This is a genomic window from Roseateles amylovorans (assembly GCF_025398155.2).
Lineage (GTDB): Bacteria > Pseudomonadota > Gammaproteobacteria > Burkholderiales > Burkholderiaceae_C > Roseateles > Roseateles amylovorans.
Genome location: NZ_CP104562.2, coordinates 4,780,955 through 4,799,039 on the forward strand (window position 1 = coordinate 4,780,955; position 18,085 = coordinate 4,799,039).

Consider the following 18,085-nt stretch of genomic DNA (forward strand, 5'->3'; position numbering starts at 1 on the left):
GTTATGCCACCCGCCGTCAATTCGTCTGCCGCGGCCTGCTGCTCGCCGGCCCCTGCGCCAGTGCCGACTCGGCCGGCTTGCGCATCCAGGCCGCATAGTCGGGATGATCCCGCAACGGCGCAAAACACATGCCGCGGGACTTCAATCCCTGCAGCAAGGGCTCCAGCACCGTCGGCGCCCACGGGTCCTGGCGCGACCAGATGCCCAGATGCGCCATCAGGATATCGCCCGGCTTCACCCGGCGCAGCGCCTGCTCCAGCAAGGCCTGGTTGGGGAACCGGTCGCTGGGCAGTTCATCGCCCAGGAAACCGGACGGACTCCAGCCGACATGACGGTAACCGCAGGACTGCGCCACCGCCAGCAGCGCTGTCGAGGTGCGGCCGGCCGGCGCACGGAAGATCATCGACATCGGCCGCCCGGTCATTTCCAGGAAACGCTGGGCGGGACGCTTGAGCTCTTCGCAGTACTGCGCAGCGGTGAGTTCGACCATCTGGACCGGTTGTTCGCCCGCAGCGCGACGGAAGCGGAAGCGGCCGTCCGGCAGGTCCGCCGCCCAGGCGTCGTGGAACCAGGTGTGCGAGCCGAAATCATGGCCCTGCGCCGCCAGCGCCTTCCACCAGGGCGCCCAACGGTCGTCCAGGGTCTGGCCGCCGTCCATCGTTGGCTCCTGGGCCAGGAAGAAGGTGGCCTTGGCATCGAAGCGCTTGAGCGTGTCCACGATCAGCGGCGCGACCCCCATGTGCCCGGTGTCGAAGGTCAGGTAGACCGGTTTGTCGCAGGGCGCGCCCTGGGGCTGCGCGCCGACGCCCGGCGCGACCACGGCCGCACCCAGCAGGGTGAGCAACGCGCGTCGGCCGGGGGACGTCCGGATCGGGTGTGTCACGATCGAGGCCTCACTGGCGCGGCATCTGGTCGAGGGTCCACACCCCGTGGGGGGACTTGCCGACCTTGACCTGCTGCAGGATCTGCTTGGTCTGCAGGTCCATCACGGTGAGCTTGCGGGCCCAGCGGGAGGTGAACATCAGCGTGCGGCCGTCGGTCAGGATTTCCATGTCGTCCGGGCCGCCGGGGGCACGCAGGGTGTCTACCACGGTGAAGCTCTCCAGCGAGATCTTGCTGATGGTGTTGGCCGCGCGGTTGCTGACCAGCACATGACGCTTGTCGCCGAGGGCGCGGAACGAGTGCGCGCCGTCGCCGGTCTCGATGCGCTTGACCAGCCGCGGCTGCGCCGCGCCGCCCACCTCGTAGACCTCGACACTGCGCTCGCCGGTCAGCGCGACCAGGAGGTATTTGTCGTCGGGCGTGAGGTAGATGTCGGCCGGCAGCTTGCCGACCGGGACCTTCCAACGCGGGGTCATCGTGTTCAGGTCGATGCACAGCAATTCGCTGCTGTCCTGCAAGCTGGCATAGACCACCGAGCTCTTGCTGTCGATGGACAGGTGGCTGGGCGTCTTGGGGGCGGCGAAGCGCTTGGTCAGGACCAGCGGCTGGGCCTGGTTCTGCGGCTGCCACTTGTAAATGTCCACATGGTCAAGCCGGTTGCCGGCCAGCACCAGCCACTTCATGTCGGGCGAGAAGCGCAGGTGGTAGGGATCGGGAATGCCGCGCACGGTGCGCTGCACTTCGGCAGTGACCGGGTCCAGGAAGGTCAGCGAATCACCCAGCGCATTGGCGACCACCATGGTCTTGCGGTCGGGCGTCAGGTAGAGATGGTGCGGTTCCTTGCCGGTCGGAATGCGCTTGAGCTCGCGGAAGCCCTTGGGGTCGATCACGCTGATGTCCGCATCCAGCGAGTTCAGCACGAAGATGGGACTGGTGGCGACCGGTGGGGCAGCGGCAGGCACCGAGGTGGCGCCGGCGCTGGCGGCCCAGCCAGCGGTGGACAGGGCCAGGGCGGCGACCAGCGTCCGCGCGGGAGAGAACAACATCTGAGATCCTTGAACAAGGCAGCGGCGGTCACGCCGTGACAGCCCTCAAGTGTAGGCCGGATGCCTGTGCCGAAGCCATGGAAGTGTGGCCTGCACCCCCGCCATCTGTGGGCGCCGTCAACAATCGACGGAGATTCGCAGTCGGCAGACTCCGGGCCACCGCCGGGCACCGTTCATGCCGACAAAGGCGCATGACTGCCCGCCCTTACCTGCCCGATGGCTGGAGATCCAGGCCCGCCCGGCACGGCTGTGCCGGACTGACGTGGGGCCGGACCGCAGTCGTGCGGGCCATGCGGGCCACGTGGCGGTCCGTGCGGGGCGTGTGGGCCGTGCGGGCCGTGCGAGTCCTGGAGGCCGGCCGGCGCGGCGCGGCCATGCGGGCCCTCCCGCTCCTCCAGGTGATCCCCCGCGCCTGGCCTTCACAGGCCAGGCGGGTGAGGCGGCACTTACTCGTCGTCGCCGCCCAGGATGCCGCCAAGCAGGCCGGCAGCGCCGAATCCGCCCAGCATCGAGCCTTCCTCGCGGGAGCCGCCGCGCTGAGGCGCCGCAGCGAACACGCGGGACGCCAGACGCGAGAACGGCAGGCTCTGCAGCCAGACTTCGCCCGGACCGGTCATCTTGGCCAGGAACAGGCCTTCGCCACCGAACAGCGCGGTCTTGATCTTGCCCACGTACTGGATCTCGAAATTCACGTTCGGGGTATACGCCACCACGCAACCGGTATCGACCAGCAGGGTCTGCCCCGGCTGCAGCGTGCGACGAACCACTGTGCCGCCCGCATGCACGAATGCGAGGCCATTTCCCTCGAGCTTCTGCATGATGAAACCTTCACCACCGAAGAAGCCGGTCGACAGCTTCTGCTGGATGGCGATGCCCAGCGACACCCCGCGGGCCGCGCACAGGAACGCGTCCTTCTGGCAGATCAGCGTGCCGCCGAGCTTGGCCAGGTCCATCGGCAAGATCTTGCCGGGATACGGTGCCGCAAAGGCGACCCGCTGCTTGCCCTGCCCCTGGTTGGTGTAAATGGTGGTGAACAGCGATTCGCCTGTCACCAGCCGCTTGCCCGCGCCCAGCAGCTTGCCGAAGAACCCGCCCTGGCTGGCCGAGCCATCGCCGAACACGGTGTCCATGCCGATGCCGGCATCCATGAACATCATGCTCCCGGCTTCGCCGATGGCCGCTTCCCCAGGATCCAGTTCGACCTCGACGAACTGCATCTCGGCGCCCTTGATTTCGTAGTCGACTACATCCATGCCCATGGTGATCACCTTCAGTCACAACTCAATGAAACGGGCCGGATATTAACGTTTCTCCACCTTCCTATACTTGAACCATGACGCCCATGCCCAGCGACGACAGCGCTCCGACGCTCAAGCCCGGCGACAGCTATGTGCAATCCTTCGCACGTGGTTTGTCGGTCATTCGCGCCTTTGGCGCTGACGCCCCACGCCAGACGCTCACCGAGGTCGCCCGTCGCTGCGGCCTTACCCGCGCTGGCGCGCGACGCATCCTGCTGACCCTGCAGACGCTGGGCTACGTGCGCGCCGAGGGGCGCCTGTTCGAACTCACGCCCAAGATCCTGGATCTGGGATTTGCCTACCTCTCCTCCCAACCGCTGTGGCAGTTCGCGGAACCGCTGCTGCAGCAACTGTCCAGCGAACTCAAGGAATCCTGCTCGATCGCGGTGCTGGAAGGTTCGGACATCGTGTTTGTCCTGCGCATGCCCACCCGAAAAACCATGGGCATGACGCTGGGCGTGGGCAGCCGCCTGCCGGCCTGGTGCACCGCCATGGGCCGGGTGCTGCTGTCCGCGCTGCCCAACGAGGAGCGCGAGGCGCAACTGGCCAAGCTGCCGCTCAAGGCCTACACCAGCCGCACGGTGCGCGATCAGCAAGAACTGAACGTGGCCATCGAACAGGCTCGCCAGCAGCAGTGGTGCCTGGTCGACCAGGAGTTGGAAGACGGCCTGATCGCGCTGGCCGTTCCGGTGACCGGACGCAACGGTCGGGTGCTGGCGGCGATCAACATCAGCACCCAAGCCAGCCGCACCCCGCCGCAGATCCTGCTGGAGCAAGGGCTGCCACGGTTGCAGGAGACCGCACAGGGCCTGTCGCGGCTGCTGCAGATCAAGGGCTGAGGGCCACACCTCCCCGCCACTCGTCAGCCCGAAACAAGTTCAGCCAGAAACCCCAGCATCACTGGGGCGTCCAGCGGCATGACCTGATGCCCAAGCGCAGTACGCGCATGCCGGCCCCGGGGTTCAAAGACGTCCCTCAGCAAGGTGGACGCCGCATCCAGCACCTGCGGAATGTGCCGAAAGCCCGGCACGCAACCCACATGACCATCCACGCGGATCAGCCGGATGCGATTCAGATCGCCATCAGCGGCTGAGGCCAGCTGAGCCATGCCTTGCAGCGCGCAGAACACCGCGGCCTCACGGCCCTGCATGATCGACAGCGTCTCGCCCAGCCGGCCGGTGAAGGCCAGCCGGTCGCCCTGCCAGGGCAATTGAAACGAGGTGGTGATGAGCGTCCCCACGCGTTGCCACGGCTCGTAGGCGCCGACCGGCAGTGCCGGTGGTGGCAATTGAAGACCCAAGGCCGCCAGCCGCTCCATGGGCAGTCCCGAGGCAGGTGACCGCATGGCGATGCCATGACCCTCCGACGGGGCTGAGTTGAACGTCGAGGACGCAAAGGTCGGCGGATCGGCGCTGATCGGCATCATGAGTTCCTGTGGAGGCGATGGGCAAAGGGGCTCGCTGGCAACGCGGGCTCGGGGCGTACCAAACGCACTGGATGTGCTGGACGTGCCCGGCCTGGGGGGTGTGCCGGGGCTGGCTCGGGCTGCCGGACGGCGGGTGGTGTCGACAACGCCCGTCAAGCGGGAGGCTCCTGCGCCTCCCAAGACGCCACGATCTCCGGATGGCGCGCCATCCAGTCCGCTGCGGCGCCTTCGGGCGTGAGGCCGCCACGACTGATCTGATCGTCCAGCGCCGCCACCACGGCATTGCCCAGCGAGATCCGACGCATCCAGTTCAGCGTCCTGGCGGGCACCCGCGACAAGGCCGATCGGCGCAGCACCAGCGTGGCCTCGTCCTGGCCTCTGAGCAGGCCCAGCGGCTCGCGCAGTGCGCGAATGCGATGCCGGTTGTGCAGGAACTGCGGATGCCAGAGCGGCACCACCACCCACTGCTGCGCCTGGACCGCCGATTCGAAGGCGCCCACGCAATCCTGAAGGCTGCCATTGCGAAACTCATAGCCCACCTCACCCAACCGGTAGGCGTCCATGATTTCCCGTGAGAACCGGCTGATCCCCGCACCAGGCCCGATGCCCTGGATGGTCTTGCGCATGCGCGCGACCACGGCGGGCTTGAGCAGGTCGGCCACGGCCTCGACCTCCTGCACCGGCACCTCGTCCGGCACACCCCAGATCGCGTACGGTTGGTAGAGCACACCCAGCTTGACCAATTGATCCTCGAAGGGTTGGATGTAGGCGCCGTGGCTGCCCGGCAGCCAGGCGGAGATCGCCAGATCGATCTCGTCATTGGCCAGCAAGCCAAACAAGGCTTCATGCGGTGCGTGACGGAATTCGAAGGGAATGCCGTCCCGGCGCAACAGCGCCGCCACCACCCCGCTGCTGGCGGCGTGGAAGGACAGATCGATGACCCCGATGCGCAACGGTGCCCCCGAGGGCAGACCAGTGGTTGCCTCGCGGTCCGCCGCGCGCGCGGTGTCAGCCGGCACGTCGCGCGGTGCGGACACGGCGGCCGTTGCCGATATGGCCGATGTAGCCGATGTAGCCGATGTGGCTGACGCCGCCGATGTGGCCGACGCCGCAGATGTGGCCGACGCCCCCGAGGCGCCGTGGCCAGTTGCCGACCCAGCGGCGTGTGAGGTGGTGGTCTTCATGCGCCAACCTTTGCAGCAGTTGCGGACGTCGTCAGAGAAACGCCTTCGGCATCGGTGTGCCAACTCGCGGGCTCGGCGGCATCGAAGATGAACTCGATTCGAACCTCGTTCGGGTCGATCACGAACAACTGGTGCTCGCCCAAGGCGGGCACGGTGCGGGCCTCGTAATGCACGGACAAGCGTCGCAGCCGCTGTTCCAGCGCCGGCAGATCGGTGCAGCGCAGGGCGATGTGGTCCACCGTGCCACCGCCGGGCCGCACCGCCGGGTCACCGAGGTAACGGGTCAGCGCCTCATTCGCACCGGGGACCAGTTCGGCCAGATGCAGGATGGGACGGCCCTGGGCATAGAGCCAGGCGCCGGGAAAGCCGAAGGCCGGTCGAGGGCCGGGGGTCAGTCCGACCACGGACTCGTAGAACGCCAGCGTCTGCGCCAGATGCGGCGTTCGCAGCGTGAAATGATCAATGCGTTGGACCTGCATGGCCCGCTCCTCGTCGACTGGGGAACGCGACAGTAGGAGCGGTCGCCACGATCGACAAGTCGTGTGGTTGACGATGAATCAACTCGCGACCGTGAAGCCGGAACGGGATCGCAGATGCAGGGGACGAAGGCCGTCAGAGTCAATCAGCCTGAGTCAAAGTCAGTCTGAAGGAGTCAGTCCAACGGGGTCATCCCGAATTCGCTCGCGGGGGCGCCAGGCAGACCGGCGCAGGCCAGCGCTGATGGGGGCAGATCGGGGCCGACCGGGACCGGCCGGGGTCAGGCCGGGGTCAGGCGGGAACCGATCAGCCGCCGAGCAGTTCCGCGGTGACCTGCTGCGCGCGCCGATGGACAGCGGCGATCCAGTCGCCCTGCAGGCGAATCGTCTGGGCCAAGCTGCGCCGGTGCGCGGAGATGCCGATCGCCGCCATCGGATAGCCCGACCGGTCGCGGATCGGGGCGGCGATGCAGTGGATGTCCGGGTGGTTCTCCGCCTCGTCGAAGGCGATGCCCGCATGCACCGCATCGCGCAGTTCGGCCCGCAGCAGGGCCACGGAGCTGAGCGTGCTCGGCGTGAATTCACGGAAGCTGAGGCAGTCGATCAGCCGGCGCTGCGCCGCCATCGGCAGGAAGGCCAGCAAAGCCTTGCCCACGGCGGAGCAATACAGCGGCTCCCAGTCGCCTGGGGTCTGCCGCACGGCCAGTTCGCCGCGGCCCGGCGACACCTCGACCAGCCGCACGCCATCGCCGCTGAGCAGCGCCAGGTGCGCGGTCTGGCCGGTGTCATCCACCAGGGCGCGCAGATGGGGGGCAATCCGTTCGGTCAGCCGCGTCTCAGGGCCCAAGCCGCTGGACCACAGCGCCAGCCGGGCGCCCGGCGTGAAGGTCTTGTCGATCGGGTCGCGTGACACCAGCGCATGCTTTTGCAGCGTCGCCATGAAGCGCAGCGCCGAACTCTTGTCGATGTCCAGCGCATCCGCCACATCCTGCAACCGCAGCGGGCGCTGCGCCTGGACGATCAGATCCAGGATGCGCAGGCCCTTGTCGAAGGAGCCGATCAGGGCAGGCCCAGCGCCAGTCCCGGTGCCGGTGCCAGTCCCGGTTCCGGTTCCGGCTCCAGTTCCAGTTCCAGTTCCAGACCCAGCCTCAGTGCCAGCTCCAGCCGCGAGCCCAGCCCCTAGCCCAGCCCCTAGCCCGATCCCGGGCAAGGGCGCATTCAACCGCTCAGTCAAGGTCTTGCTCACCCCATGTGCAGGCCGCCGTTGCAGCTGAAGTCCGCGCCGGTGGTGAAGCCGGATTGGCTGCTGGCCAGCCAGGCGATGATGGAGGCGATCTCTTCGGGTTCGCCCAGGCGCTTGACCGGGATCTGCGCCACGATCTTCTCCAGCATGTCGGGCCGGACCGCCTTGACCATGTCGGTGCCGATGTAGCCGGGGCTGACGGTATTGACGGTCACGCCCTTGCTGGCGAGCTCTTGCGCCAGCGCCATGGTGAAGCCATGCATGCCGGCCTTGGCGGCGGAGTAGTTGGTCTGGCCGGCCTGGCCCTTTTCCCCGTTCACCGACGAGATGTTGATGATCCGCCCCCATCCCTTGTCCACCATGCCGGGCACCACCTGTTTGGTGACGTTGAACATGCTGTTGAGGTTGGTGTCGATCACCGCGTCCCAATCGTCGCGGGTCATCTTGAGGAACATCCGGTCCTTGGTGATGCCGGCGTTGTTGACCAGCACGTCGATGGTGCCGTGCTCCGCGACCGCCCGATCGAACGCCGCGACGGTGGACTCCCAGTCCGCCACATTGCCCACCGACGGATAGAACTGGTAGCCCAGTGCCGTCTGCTCATTGAGCCATTTGGTGTAGTCCCGGCTGGGCCCGCAGCCTGCGATCACCTTCATGCCGTCCTTGTGCAGACGCTGGCAGATCGCGGTACCAATGCCGCCCATGCCACCGGTCACATATGCGATTTTCTGACTCATGGTTGTCTCCAGGATGGACCGCCATGCGCCGCGCCTTTGCGCTGGAGATCCCGAAGTGTGAGATGAAGAGACGCGATTCGAATGCAACAAGCTCAGCGGGTTCGCCGGTCAATGGCCCCGACGACCGACGTGAACCTCAGCGCTCCACGCAGAGCGCCACGCCCATGCCGCCGCCGATGCAGAGGCTGGCAATGCCTTTCTTGGCGTCGCGCTTGATCATTTCGTGGAGCAGCGTCACCAGGATACGGGCGCCGGACGCGCCGATCGGATGGCCCAGCGCGATCGCGCCGCCATTGACATTGACCTTGGCGGTGTCCCAGCCCATCTGCTGATGGACCGCACAGGCCTGGGCGGCGAAGGCCTCGTTGATCTCCAGCAGATCGAGGTCCTTGGCCTGCCAGCCCGCGCGCTGCAAGGCCTTCTTCGAGGCGGGCACCGGGCCCATGCCCATGGTCGCGGGATCCACGCCGGCGCTGGCATAGGAGGCGATCCGGGCCAGCGGCTGCAGGCCCAGCTCACGGGCCTTGGCCTCGCTCATCAGCAGCAGCCCGGCCGCGCCGTCGTTCAGGCCGGAGGCATTGCCGGCGGTCACCGTGCCGGCCTTGTCGAAGGCGGGGCGCAGGCCCGCCAGCGCTTCGGCGTTGGTCTTGCGGTTGATGAATTCATCGGCCGAGAAGAGGATCGGATCGCCCTTCTTCTGCGGCAGCGTCACCGGCACGATCTCGGCGGTGAAGCGGCCTGCATCCTGAGCGGCGGCGGCCTTCTGCTGGCTGGCCAGCGCCAGTTCGTCCTGCTGGGCCCGGCTGACGTGGTATTCCTTGGCCACGTTCTCGGCGGTGATGCCCATGTGGTACTGGTTGTACACATCCCAGAGGCCGTCGACGATCATGGTGTCGACCAGCTTCCAGTCGCCCATGCGCTGGCCGTCACGCGAGCCGGGCAGCACATGCGGCGACAGGCTCATGTTTTCCTGACCGCCGGCGATCAGGATGTCGGCATCGCCGTCGCGGATGGCCTGGGTGGCCAGCATCACCGCCTTGAGTCCGGAGCCGCAGACCTTGTTGATGGTCATGGCCGGCACATGCACCGGCAGGCCGGCCTTGATCACCGCCTGTCGCGCCGCATTCTGGCCGACGCCGGCCTGCAGCACCTGACCCAGGATGACCTCGTTGATGTGGTCGGCCGGCAGCCCGCTGCGGCGCAACAATTCCTGGATGACGATCGCGCCCAGCTCGCTGGCGGGCGTCTTCGACAGCGCGCCGCCGAATTTGCCGATCGGCGTACGGGCCGCGGCGACGATGACGATGTCTTGGGCTGTGCTCATGTCTCTCTCCTTGAAAGGCGTCAAACGAGGGGGCGGACGCCTGGAACCTCCGGGTTCTGGCGTCTCGTTCTTGTCGGGTTCAGGGTTCAGGGTTCAGGGTTCAGGGTTCAGGATTCAGGATTCAGGGCTTTGGGTTTGGGATCCGAGGCGCTGGGGTCGGACAGGCGGGACGGGGTCGGCCAGACCGGTCGTCGACGGTCGACGGAGGCGTGTCGAGGGCCGCAGGCGCTCATGCGCGCTCCTTGACGTAGCGACCTGGCGCCGGCTCGATCGGCGTGTATTGCCGATTGCCCGGTGTACGCGGCGCGGCCTTCTGGGCGCCCGCGTGCGAGGCCAGCCAGGCGGACCAGTCCGGCCACCAGCTGCCTGGATGCTCCACGGCGGTTTTCATCCACGTCTGGCCGTCGGCGGGCAGCGCGGCGGTCTTGCCGATCCAATGGCTGCGCTTGTTCTTGGCCGGGGGATTGATCACGCCGGCGATGTGCCCGGACGCGCCCAGCACGAAACGCTTCTTCCCGGTGAACACCTGGGTGTTGCGGTAGGCCGCCTCCCAGGGAACGATGTGGTCCTCCCGCGAGCCGTAGACATAGACCGGCGCCTTGATCGCGCCCAGGTCGACCGGCACACCGCAGGTGGTCAGGCGACCCGGGACTTTCAGATCGTTCTGCAGATAGGTGTGGCGCAAATACCAGCAGTACATGGGCCCCGGCAGATGGGTGGCGTCGCCATTCCAGTAGAGCAGGTCGAAAGCCGGCGGCGGGTCGCCTTTGAGGTAGTTGCCCACCACATAGTTCCAGACCAGATCGTTCGGGCGCAGGAAGCTGAAGGTGGTGGCCAGTTCCTGACCATGCAGCAGGCCCGGTCCGTTGGGCGCCTGGGGGCCGATGGTGAGCTCGCGCAGCCGCACCGAGGCTTCATCGATGAAGACATCCAGGATGCCGTTGCTGGAGAAATCAAGCAGCGTGGTCAGCAAGGTGACGCTCGCCGCCGGTTGCTGGCCGCGCGCCGCCAGCACCGCCAGCGCGGCCGAGAGGATGGTGCCCCCCACGCAGAAGCCCAGGGTGTTGAGCGTTTTGCTGCCGCTGATGGCTTGAACCACCTCGATGGCCTTGATCGCGGCCTGCTCGATGTAGTCGTCCCAATTCCAGTGCACGCAGCTCGCATCGGGATTGCGCCAGCTCACCACAAAGGTGCGATGCCCCTGCGCCACCGCATAGCGGATCAACGAGTTCTCCGGCTGCAGATCCAGGATGTAGTACTTGTTGATGCAGGGCGGCACCATCAGCAGCGGACGCTCATGCACCTGCGCGGTCAGCGGCTTGTATTCGAGCAGTTGGAAGAAGTCGTTTTCGAACACCACGCTGCCTTCGGTGGTGGCCACATTGCGGCCGACCTCGAAGGCGCTTTCGTCGGTTTGCGAGACATGACCGCGGCGGATGTCTTCCATCAGCAGTTGCATGCCGCGGGCGATGCTCTCGCCCTGGGTGTGGAGCGCGCGCTGCTGGGCCTCTGGATTGAAAGCCAGGAAGTTGCTGGGTGCCGTCGCGTCGACAAATTGCTGCACTGCAAAACGAATCCGGGCGCGGGTCTTGTCGTCGCCTTGGACCTGGTCCGCCATCTGCTGCAGCGTGCGGGCATTCAGCAGATAGAGCGCAGCGGTGAAATGACCCAGCCGGTTGTCGTTCCAGGATGGGTTGGCAAAGCGGCGGTCCTTGAGCGGCTCGGAGGCCGCGGCGGCCGCCACGGCGCCTTCATGGGATTCATGCAGCGTGCGGTTCCAGAGCTCCCCGGCCTGGCGCAGGTAATCCTGCTGCAGCGAAGCCCAGGCGTCGGGCGGGATCTGCATGGACTGCAACTGCTTGAGCGCGTCGCCAAAGCCCTGGGCCCAGCCGGACATGAGCTCGGTGGCCTGCGCGGCCAGATGCTCGAAGTCATGCGGGGTGGCCGATGACGCGGCTGATGACGCGGCCGATGACGCGGCTGCGGATTCGGCGGGGGCGGGGGCATCAGTCGTGCCGGCGGCGTGCATCGCGCTCATGAGTCTCCTTGTGCTGATCCGAGCAAGAAGCTTGCCACAGTCATCCACCCGGAAGACAGCGCAGCCTTCGCATATGCTCATGGACTTTTGTAGCCCGTCCAGCTTACCCCCGCGTGACACAGCGTGGCGATGCCCGCCCACCGATCACCGCAGTTTTCAGCGCTGGCCTTTGACGCTTTTCATGGTCCTCATCGCGATCGCCTGGATGTATGTCGTGCTGCTGATGGCCGCTGCGGAAGCGACCAGTCCGCAAGGCACGGTGCTGGGCGCGCTGGTGACCTTCGTGCTGTATGGGGCGTTGCCGCTGTCGATCGTGATGTACCTGATGGGCGCACCCGCCCGTCGGGCCCTGCGGCGAAAGGCCGAAGCGGCGGCCGCCGCACAGGCCACAACGCTCGAGGTCACCACCGACCCGTCGCCCGTACCCGATGCGGCGCAGGCAGCAAGGCCTCCCCTGGCCTCGGCAGTCGTCATCCCGGCGGCATCCGACGACACGCCGCCACATGACGCAGACGGCCCGCCACCATCAGCGTCTTCAGCGTCCGCGGAGTCTTTGGCGTCTTCCGCGTCTTCAGCGCAATCGGATCACCGCCGCCATGCGGCCGCTGCGCCGGCCATCGACCCGCTCGTGGCGGAACGAAAAGAACCGTGACGGCTGACTGAAGGTGCACCACCCTCCGCCGGTGATGGCCGCCGGGACCAGTCCCAGCCGCTGCAATCGACGACGCGCCAGGCCGGCCAGATCGGCGCGCCAGCGCGGTTCGCCGGCCTCGTTCGGCTGGAAGCGGAACAGCGGCTGATCGCGGTGGACCGCATCGACCTCAAACGCCTGCAGCACATCGGCGCCCACCTCGAACGCCTCCGGACCGATGCAGGCGCCCATCCAGGCATGGATCGATCGCGGATCGGTGCCAGCGGCCTCGCACAGCGCAGCCACCGTGTGGTCCAGCACGCCGCCGGCCAAACCGCGCCAACCCGCATGGGCCGCACCGACGGCACCGGGCGCGGCGAAGAGGACCGGCAGGCAGTCGGCCACCATGACGGCGCAGGCGATCGACGGGTCGGTGCTGATGCTGGCATCTGCGGGTGGCGGATCCGCATCCGCCGCGACATGGGTCGGCTCCAACCGCAGCACCGTCGATCCGTGGACCTGTTTCAGGAACACCGGCGAGGCGCCCACGGCTTGAGCCACGCGGCGCCGGTTCTCGGTCACGGCGGCCGGATCGTCCGCCACGGCGCGTCCGAGATTCAGGCTCTCGTAGCCGCCCACGCTCACCCCGCCTGCGCGGGTGGTCATGAAGGCCTCCACGCCGGGGAAGCTGGGCGGGAGTTGCCAGTCGGGTCGAAGCCAGTCGGCGTGCCAGGGCGCTTGCGCTGAGGCGTGCGTCGCTGGATGCGCTGCGGGATGCCGTGGCGGGTGGCTCATCGTCGATCGGCTCATCGGGTCGGACTCACGCTGCATCGGGACAGGCATCGGGATGGGTCAGGCGGAAGGCCTCCAGAGTCATGCAGTGGTCGTGGATGCGCATGACGGTCGGCACATGGTCGAGCCGACAGTCGAAGCGCTGGGCATTGAAGACCTGGGGCACCAGCAGGCAGTCGGCCATGGTGGGCGTCTCGCCGAAGCAGAAGCGGCCGGCGCGGCCTTCCTGCGCCAGGCGATGTTCGACCACCCCCAGGCCGCTCTCGACCCAATGGCGGTACCAGCGGGTCTTGTTCTCGTCGGTCACGCCGAGGTCCTTGACCAGGTATCGCAGCACCCGCAGGTTGTTGAGCGGATGGATCTCGCAGGCGATGTCCTGGGACAGCGCGCGGATGTAGGCGCGGCTCAGCGCATCACCGGGCAGCAGCGAGGGGGTGGGATGGATCTCATCCAGGTATTCGATGATGGCCATCGACTGGGTCACGCTCGCCTCCCCGTCCCGCAGCAGCGGCACCAGACGCGACGCAGACACCGCCGCGTAGGACTCCTGGAACTGCTCGTTGCGGGCCAGATGGACCGGCTTGTAGTCGAAGGTCAGTCCCTTGAGCGCCATGGCGATGCGCACCCGATAGGAGGCCGAGGAACGGAAGTAGTTGTAGAGCTCCATCCGAGGAATCATGCCACGCGGGGCCGCTACACTCGGTCCATGTTCCAAGCGCGGCGCTTCCAGCATTGCCCCACCTGCGGCGGCCTGATCGACTACCGCATCCCGGCGGACGACAACCGGCCTCGCGCCACCTGCACGGTGTGCGGCACCATCCATTACGAGAACCCGCTCAATGTCGTGGGCACGCTCCCGGTCTGGAACGACCAGGTGCTGCTGTGCCGGCGGGCGATCGAACCCCGGCTGGGCAAATGGACCCTGCCCGCGGGCTTCATGGAGCTGGGGGAGACGGTGGCCGAAGGTGCGGCACGTGAGACCGACGAGGAAGCCGGCGCCCGCTTCGAGCTGCACAACCTCTACTGCGTGATGAACGTGGTGCGGGTGGGCCAGGTCCACCTGTTCTACCGGGCCACACTGCTGAGTCCGGAATTCAATCCCGGGCCCGAGACGCTGGAAGCCAAGCTCTTCCACGAACATGAGGTGCCGTGGGATGAGCTGGCCTTCCACACGGTTCGCGAAACCCTGCAGCGCTTCTTTGACGACCGTCGCCGCGGCGAGGGCTATCCGCTGCACACGGCCGACATCGACTGAGGTCGCGCGGCGGTGGCCCGCCGCGGGCCATGCTCAGGGCTTGATGCCTTGCGCCGAAGCCCAGGGCCCGGTGATGCCGTCGAGCTCGCAGTCCCAAAGCGCCTGCGCATCCAGCGCATCGGTCACGCCTTCCGCATAGACCTTCAGCGCCAGGCTGCGCAGCATCACGACCAGGCTCCGGACAAAGGCCGCCCGGCCCGCATCGGCCGAGACGCCGGACACCACCGAGCTGTCCAGCTTCACATAGTCCAGGCCCGCCTGGAAGAGGCGGTCGATCTGCGCCAAGCCGGCCCCGGCATGCTCCAGCCCGACCAGCGTGCCCAGCGGCCGCAGCTGGCGACCCAGCTCCTGCAAGGATTCGAAGTTCTGCACCGCGGCCGGCTCGGCGACTTCCACCCCCACCAGCCGACGCACGGCCGAGGGCGCCGACTGCACCAGTTCCCGGGCTCGGGCGATGAAGCTGCCATCGTTGAGTGACGCGGGCGCCACATTGATGCAGCGGGCGCGCTGGTCGTGCTGCGCCGCCTGCAGTGCCAGGGCCAGCACCTGCAGATCGGCCTCGGCGCTGAGCCGGTGACGCAATGCCAGCGGCAACCAGCGCGAGGCGGGCTCGAACTCGCCGAGCGGATTGAGCTTGAGCTGCAGCGGACATTCCAGGTGCAGCACCTGCCGGTCGCGGCCGATCAGCGGGAACTCCAGCAAACGGCTGCGCTGATGGGCCAGCGCGTCGGAAATCAATGCACGCCAGGCACGCTCGCCCTGGGCGACCTCCTCGGACGGCGGCGCCTGGCGAAGCTCCAGCACCACGCCTTCACCCAGCTCGGCGCGCGCCAAGGCAGCATCGGCGGCGGCGAACCAGGCGCTCATCGGCTGGTCGCGCGGCAACTCCACCGCGCCAAGCGCCACACCGATGCCCTGCCCCAGCCCTTGCAGCCCGGCGCGCAGCGCATCGGCCAAGGCGGTGGCGGTGTCACCCACCACACCGGGCGCCGGCAACCACAATGCGAAGTCAGACCCGTTCAAGCGGCCGGCCAGACAGCCGCGCACCTGCTCCGGATACACCCGCAGGCCCTGGGCGATCGCCATCAGCGCCTGGTCGGTGGCGCCGTGACCCAGCCGCTGATTCAGGCCCGGCAAGTCGCGCAGGCGCACCAGCACCAGCCCGGCGCGCAGCGGACCATCGTCGCGGTCCAGCGCCGAACTCAGCTCCGCCACGAACTGGCGGCGGTGGGACAGGCCGGTGAGCTCGTCGCACAGCAGTTGATGATGCAGGGTGCGCAATTGCTCGGCCTGGGCCTCGAACATCTGCCGGGTGCGCACCACCATCGTGTTCATCGCGCTGGTGAGCTTGCGCATCTCCGGCACCTGTGGCTCCAGGACGGTCTCGAAGCGCCCCTGGGACACGCCCTCGGCCTGTCGCACCGCCGTGTCCAGCGGACGCCGCAGCCGGGACAGCACGAGCGCCGCCGCCACGCCGGTCACCACGCCGACCAGCAGCAGCCACAGGGTGGAATTCAGCGTCGCCCGCCAGAGCGCCTCATGCACATAGCCGGTCTGGCCCCGCACCTCGACCTCGCCGACCGCTCGCCAGCCGTCGGAAACCTTGGCCACGCCGGGCGCCACGCTCAGTGGCAGCACCGCCACGAACCAGGCCGGCGCGTGAGAGGTCTGCGGGGTCTCGATGTGGCGTTCGAAGACCGCCTTGCCCTGCGCATCGCGCCAGCGCACCGATTCATAGGCGCCCGCATCGAACTGCGCCGAGATCAGCAGCGACATCAGCTCCGCATCGCCCTTTTGCTGTGACAGTGCCAGCGCCAACGCATTCGCGTTGTCGTTGTTCTTGAGCTGCGCCTGCGTCTGCAGCAGCTCGCGCAGCGACCAGGTGCTCACCGCCACCCCGCCCAGCACCGAGGCCAGCACCGCGCCCAGCACCAGGCACCAGATTTGTCTTATCAGCGACATGTCGTGAATTCTCCGTTGCCTCCGGCGGCTTCCCGATGTCGTCGCGACCTCACTGGAAACCCTCCTCCTTCGCCCGGGCCAGCAGGTCCCGCCACAGCGACAACCGCACCAGCGGATTGCCGGCGGATGTGCTGCCCACGCCTGTCCAAAGCCCTTCGCCGTTGAAACTGAACACCGGCGAGAGATCGTCGCGTTGCGAGGCGCGACGGATCTCGGGATTGATATTGTCCAGAATCAGAGGCTCCGCCTCCGGTTGCGCATAGTAGGCGAGCACCATGTGTGCCTGCGCGCGTCCCTGGAACTGGGCTCGCACATAGACCATGCGCAACTTCGCCTGCGCCACGCCCGCCTCCATCAGGGTCAGGTATTTGGCGATGGCGTAGTCCTCGCAGTCGCCCTGACCCTTGTCCAGCGATTCCAGCGGCGTGGCCCAGTAGTCGATGCGGCCCCAGACCGCCTGGTCGTCCCGGAAGGCGATGCGCTGGTTGAAGAAGTTGTTCACCAAGGTCAGCCGCTGCGCGTCGTCCGGCAGCGCTGCGGCGCGATCGGCCATCTGCATCATGGCCCGCACCTGGGCCTGCGTCCTGGGCGACAAGCGAGCGGCACTCTCGTTCAGACGGTCCCGATCCCAGGCCCAGGCGCTCGCCGCCCACAGGCCGACCGCACACACCAACGCGGCCACGCCCGGATGGACCTGACCGACGCTGCGGCGACGGGAATGGCGGGCGATGAGCATGCGCAGGAATGTATCCGTCTCTTACAACTACCCTGGGCGACAGGCGACAAGACCGAACACAAGCGGCAATTTGCCGCAGGCGTGTGACCACATGTGTCTGCAAGCGCCCGGATAATCCAACGCGACCATGAAGACCCAAGCCGTCCACCAGGAACTGGAACGCGCCCGCAACAACGGGCCCCTTCGTCAGATCCAGATTCCCCCTTGCCCGGAGCTGCTGGAGCGCCTGCGGACCGCCATGGCCGCGCGTCCGCAACCCGATCTGAATGAGGTCGGGCGCATTGCGGCGGCGGATGTGGCGATGTCGGCCACGCTGCTTCGAGTGGCCAACAGCCCGCTGCACCTCGTGGCAGGCCACGTGCCTTGCACCACGGTCGGGCAGGCGATGTACCGGCTGGGCCTGGACGAGAGCGCGGCGCTGATGCAGGCCTTCCTGGTCCGGCATGCGATTCCGGTCAACAGCCCGCACCTGCTGCGCTTTTGGCAGCGGTCGACCAAGCGGGCGGTCGCGATGGCGTTCATCGCCCGCCAGTTGCCCGGCATGCGGGCCGACCTGGCCTACAGCTACGGCCTGTTCTGCCATGTGGGCATGCCGGTCCTGCTGCAAAGCGTACGCGGCTATGGCGCCACCATGGTGGAAGCGGCGGCCCGCATCGACCGGCCGTTCATCGCCACCGAGAACGCCAATCACCGCACCGACCATGCGGTGGTCGGCGCGCTGGTGGTGAAGGTGTGGCACCTCGGGGCGGAGATGATGACGGCGATCCGCCTGCATCACGACTTCGAAGCCCTGCAGGACACCGGCGTGGATCCGGAGATCCGCACCCTGATTGCCGCCGGCCTGATCGCCGAGCACCTCATGCGCCAGCACGAAGGGCTGGATGAGGACCTCGACTGGGCCGCCAACCGGACTGCGGCGCTGTCCTGGCTGCATTTGTCGGACGACGACCTGGAGCAATGGGACGAGGCCCTGCGTCCTTTGCTGGACGAGTCCTGAGGCCACGGCCGGACTGAAGCGAAACCGCGTCAAGCCGGGTCGGACCTGAACCGCAGAG

General features: G+C 67.4%; 19 protein-coding genes. 4 read left to right on the plus strand and 15 right to left on the minus strand.

The genetic code is table 11. The features are described from left to right. Positions 1-16: 16 nt before the first annotated feature. The 3 genes from N4261_RS19840 to N4261_RS19850 all read right to left on the minus strand — a co-directional run bounded on the left by N4261_RS19840 (position 17) and on the right by N4261_RS19850 (position 3,187). Positions 17-883 (minus strand): polysaccharide deacetylase family protein, encoded by an 867-nt coding sequence (locus N4261_RS19840; RefSeq protein ID WP_435531955.1) that lies wholly within the window; start codon positions 881-883, stop codon positions 17-19. A 10-nt stretch (positions 884-893) separates the two neighbouring features. Further along, complete coding sequence (locus N4261_RS19845; protein WP_261756989.1) at positions 894-1,928, minus strand: YncE family protein; 1,035 nt, start codon at positions 1,926-1,928, stop codon at positions 894-896. 446 nt (positions 1,929-2,374) lie between these two features. After that, on the minus strand, positions 2,375-3,187 hold the full coding sequence (locus N4261_RS19850) for a TIGR00266 family protein (protein WP_261756990.1): 813 nt from the start codon (positions 3,185-3,187) through the stop codon (positions 2,375-2,377). 83 nt (positions 3,188-3,270) lie between these two features. Between N4261_RS19850 and N4261_RS19855 the strand changes: the two genes are divergently transcribed. Beyond that, positions 3,271-4,065: an IclR family transcriptional regulator domain-containing protein gene (locus N4261_RS19855; protein WP_435532080.1), complete on the plus strand. Its 795-nt coding sequence runs from the start codon at positions 3,271-3,273 to the stop codon at positions 4,063-4,065. A gap of 23 nt (positions 4,066-4,088) precedes the next feature. On the opposite strand, the gene N4261_RS19860 is transcribed toward N4261_RS19855, so the two are convergent. The 8 genes from N4261_RS19860 to phaC form a co-directional block, all read right to left on the minus strand. After that, entirely contained in the window at positions 4,089-4,649 is a 561-nt protein-coding gene (locus N4261_RS19860; RefSeq protein WP_261756992.1) for a RidA family protein, read from the minus strand. A gap of 155 nt (positions 4,650-4,804) precedes the next feature. Continuing rightward, positions 4,805-5,689, minus strand: a complete 885-nt coding sequence (locus N4261_RS19865) for a glycine betaine ABC transporter substrate-binding protein (RefSeq protein WP_261756993.1) — start codon at positions 5,687-5,689, stop codon at positions 4,805-4,807. Next, positions 5,661-5,843, minus strand: a complete 183-nt coding sequence (locus N4261_RS19870; protein WP_261756994.1) for a hypothetical protein — start codon at positions 5,841-5,843, stop codon at positions 5,661-5,663. Before N4261_RS19870 ends, N4261_RS19865 begins: the two co-directional genes overlap by 29 nt. Continuing rightward, the gene (locus N4261_RS19875) at positions 5,833-6,315 is read right to left on the minus strand and encodes a VOC family protein (RefSeq protein WP_261756995.1); all 483 of its coding nucleotides are present in this window, start codon (positions 6,313-6,315) and stop codon (positions 5,833-5,835) included. The genes N4261_RS19870 and N4261_RS19875 overlap by 11 nt, the downstream gene beginning before the upstream one ends. A 304-nt stretch (positions 6,316-6,619) precedes the next feature. Then, positions 6,620-7,558, minus strand: coding sequence for an IclR family transcriptional regulator (locus tag N4261_RS19880; RefSeq protein WP_261756996.1), 939 nt, complete (start codon positions 7,556-7,558; stop codon positions 6,620-6,622). After that, a complete protein-coding gene (phbB, locus tag N4261_RS19885) occupies positions 7,555-8,292 on the minus strand; it encodes an acetoacetyl-CoA reductase (RefSeq protein WP_261756997.1) in 738 nt (245 codons plus the stop codon). Before phbB ends, N4261_RS19880 begins: the two co-directional genes overlap by 4 nt. Before the next feature lie 136 nt (positions 8,293-8,428). Continuing rightward, positions 8,429-9,616 carry an acetyl-CoA C-acetyltransferase gene (locus tag N4261_RS19890; protein WP_261756998.1) on the minus strand — a complete coding sequence of 396 codons (1,188 nt, stop codon included), beginning with the start codon at positions 9,614-9,616 and terminating at the stop codon, positions 8,429-8,431. Between the two features lie 229 nt (positions 9,617-9,845). Continuing rightward, positions 9,846-11,513 (minus strand): class I poly(R)-hydroxyalkanoic acid synthase, encoded by a 1,668-nt coding sequence (gene phaC, locus N4261_RS19895; protein WP_435532081.1) that lies wholly within the window; start codon positions 11,511-11,513, stop codon positions 9,846-9,848. A 322-nt stretch (positions 11,514-11,835) separates the two neighbouring features. Between phaC and N4261_RS19900 the strand changes: the two genes are divergently transcribed. After that, on the plus strand, positions 11,836-12,306 hold the full coding sequence (locus N4261_RS19900; protein ID WP_261760874.1) for a hypothetical protein: 471 nt from the start codon (positions 11,836-11,838) through the stop codon (positions 12,304-12,306). Here the strand turns inward: N4261_RS19900 and pgeF are convergent. Both pgeF and maiA read right to left on the minus strand, forming a co-directional pair. Then, the gene (pgeF, locus tag N4261_RS19905; protein ID WP_261756999.1) at positions 12,226-12,951 is read right to left on the minus strand and encodes a peptidoglycan editing factor PgeF; all 726 of its coding nucleotides are present in this window, start codon (positions 12,949-12,951) and stop codon (positions 12,226-12,228) included. The two genes, N4261_RS19900 and pgeF, sit on opposite strands and share 81 nt — an antisense overlap. A gap of 154 nt (positions 12,952-13,105) precedes the next feature. After that, positions 13,106-13,744, minus strand: a complete 639-nt coding sequence (gene maiA / locus N4261_RS19910; RefSeq protein WP_261757000.1) for a maleylacetoacetate isomerase — start codon at positions 13,742-13,744, stop codon at positions 13,106-13,108. 39 nt (positions 13,745-13,783) lie between these two features. Here maiA and N4261_RS19915 point away from each other — a divergent pair, with 39 nt between their 5' ends. Then, on the plus strand, positions 13,784-14,332 hold the full coding sequence (locus N4261_RS19915) for an NUDIX hydrolase (RefSeq protein ID WP_261757001.1): 549 nt from the start codon (positions 13,784-13,786) through the stop codon (positions 14,330-14,332). A 33-nt stretch (positions 14,333-14,365) separates the two neighbouring features. Here N4261_RS19915 and N4261_RS19920 read toward each other — a convergent pair whose 3' ends face one another. Both N4261_RS19920 and N4261_RS19925 read right to left on the minus strand, forming a co-directional pair. Further along, positions 14,366-16,294 carry a bifunctional diguanylate cyclase/phosphodiesterase gene (locus N4261_RS19920; protein WP_261757002.1) on the minus strand — a complete coding sequence of 643 codons (1,929 nt, stop codon included), beginning with the start codon at positions 16,292-16,294 and terminating at the stop codon, positions 14,366-14,368. Between the two features lie 49 nt (positions 16,295-16,343). Then, complete coding sequence (locus tag N4261_RS19925) at positions 16,344-17,030, minus strand: transglutaminase-like cysteine peptidase (protein WP_261757003.1); 687 nt, start codon at positions 17,028-17,030, stop codon at positions 16,344-16,346. Positions 17,031-17,157: 127 nt separating this feature from the next. Between N4261_RS19925 and N4261_RS19930 the strand changes: the two genes are divergently transcribed. Continuing rightward, the gene (locus tag N4261_RS19930) at positions 17,158-18,027 is read left to right on the plus strand and encodes an HDOD domain-containing protein (RefSeq protein ID WP_261757004.1); all 870 of its coding nucleotides are present in this window, start codon (positions 17,158-17,160) and stop codon (positions 18,025-18,027) included. Positions 18,028-18,085 lie beyond the last annotated feature (58 nt).

Bases quoted from the DNA above. Each gene is read 5' to 3' on its own strand.
- N4261_RS19845 (WP_261756989.1), bottom strand. From the start codon at position 1,928: ATGTTGTTCTCTCCCGCGCGGACGCTGGTCGCCGCCCTGGCCCTGTCC.
- N4261_RS19850 (WP_261756990.1), bottom strand. From the start codon at position 3,187: ATGGGCATGGATGTAGTCGACTACGAAATCAAGGGCGCCGAGATGCAG.
- N4261_RS19855 (WP_435532080.1), top strand. From the start codon at position 3,271: ATGCCCAGCGACGACAGCGCTCCGACGCTCAAGCCCGGCGACAGCTAT.
- N4261_RS19860 (WP_261756992.1), bottom strand. From the start codon at position 4,649: ATGCCGATCAGCGCCGATCCGCCGACCTTTGCGTCCTCGACGTTCAAC.
- N4261_RS19875 (WP_261756995.1), bottom strand. From the start codon at position 6,315: ATGCAGGTCCAACGCATTGATCATTTCACGCTGCGAACGCCGCATCTG.
- phbB (WP_261756997.1), bottom strand. From the start codon at position 8,292: ATGAGTCAGAAAATCGCATATGTGACCGGTGGCATGGGCGGCATTGGT.
- N4261_RS19890 (WP_261756998.1), bottom strand. From the start codon at position 9,616: ATGAGCACAGCCCAAGACATCGTCATCGTCGCCGCGGCCCGTACGCCG.
- phaC (WP_435532081.1), bottom strand. From the start codon at position 11,513: ATGTCCGGCTGGGCCCAGGGCTTTGGCGACGCGCTCAAGCAGTTGCAG.
- N4261_RS19900 (WP_261760874.1), top strand. From the start codon at position 11,836: ATGGTCCTCATCGCGATCGCCTGGATGTATGTCGTGCTGCTGATGGCC.
- pgeF (WP_261756999.1), bottom strand. From the start codon at position 12,951: ATGACCACCCGCGCAGGCGGGGTGAGCGTGGGCGGCTACGAGAGCCTG.
- maiA (WP_261757000.1), bottom strand. From the start codon at position 13,744: ATGGAGCTCTACAACTACTTCCGTTCCTCGGCCTCCTATCGGGTGCGC.
- N4261_RS19915 (WP_261757001.1), top strand. From the start codon at position 13,784: ATGTTCCAAGCGCGGCGCTTCCAGCATTGCCCCACCTGCGGCGGCCTG.
- N4261_RS19920 (WP_261757002.1), bottom strand. From the start codon at position 16,294: ATGTCGCTGATAAGACAAATCTGGTGCCTGGTGCTGGGCGCGGTGCTG.
- N4261_RS19925 (WP_261757003.1), bottom strand. From the start codon at position 17,030: ATGCTCATCGCCCGCCATTCCCGTCGCCGCAGCGTCGGTCAGGTCCAT.
- N4261_RS19930 (WP_261757004.1), top strand. From the start codon at position 17,158: ATGAAGACCCAAGCCGTCCACCAGGAACTGGAACGCGCCCGCAACAAC.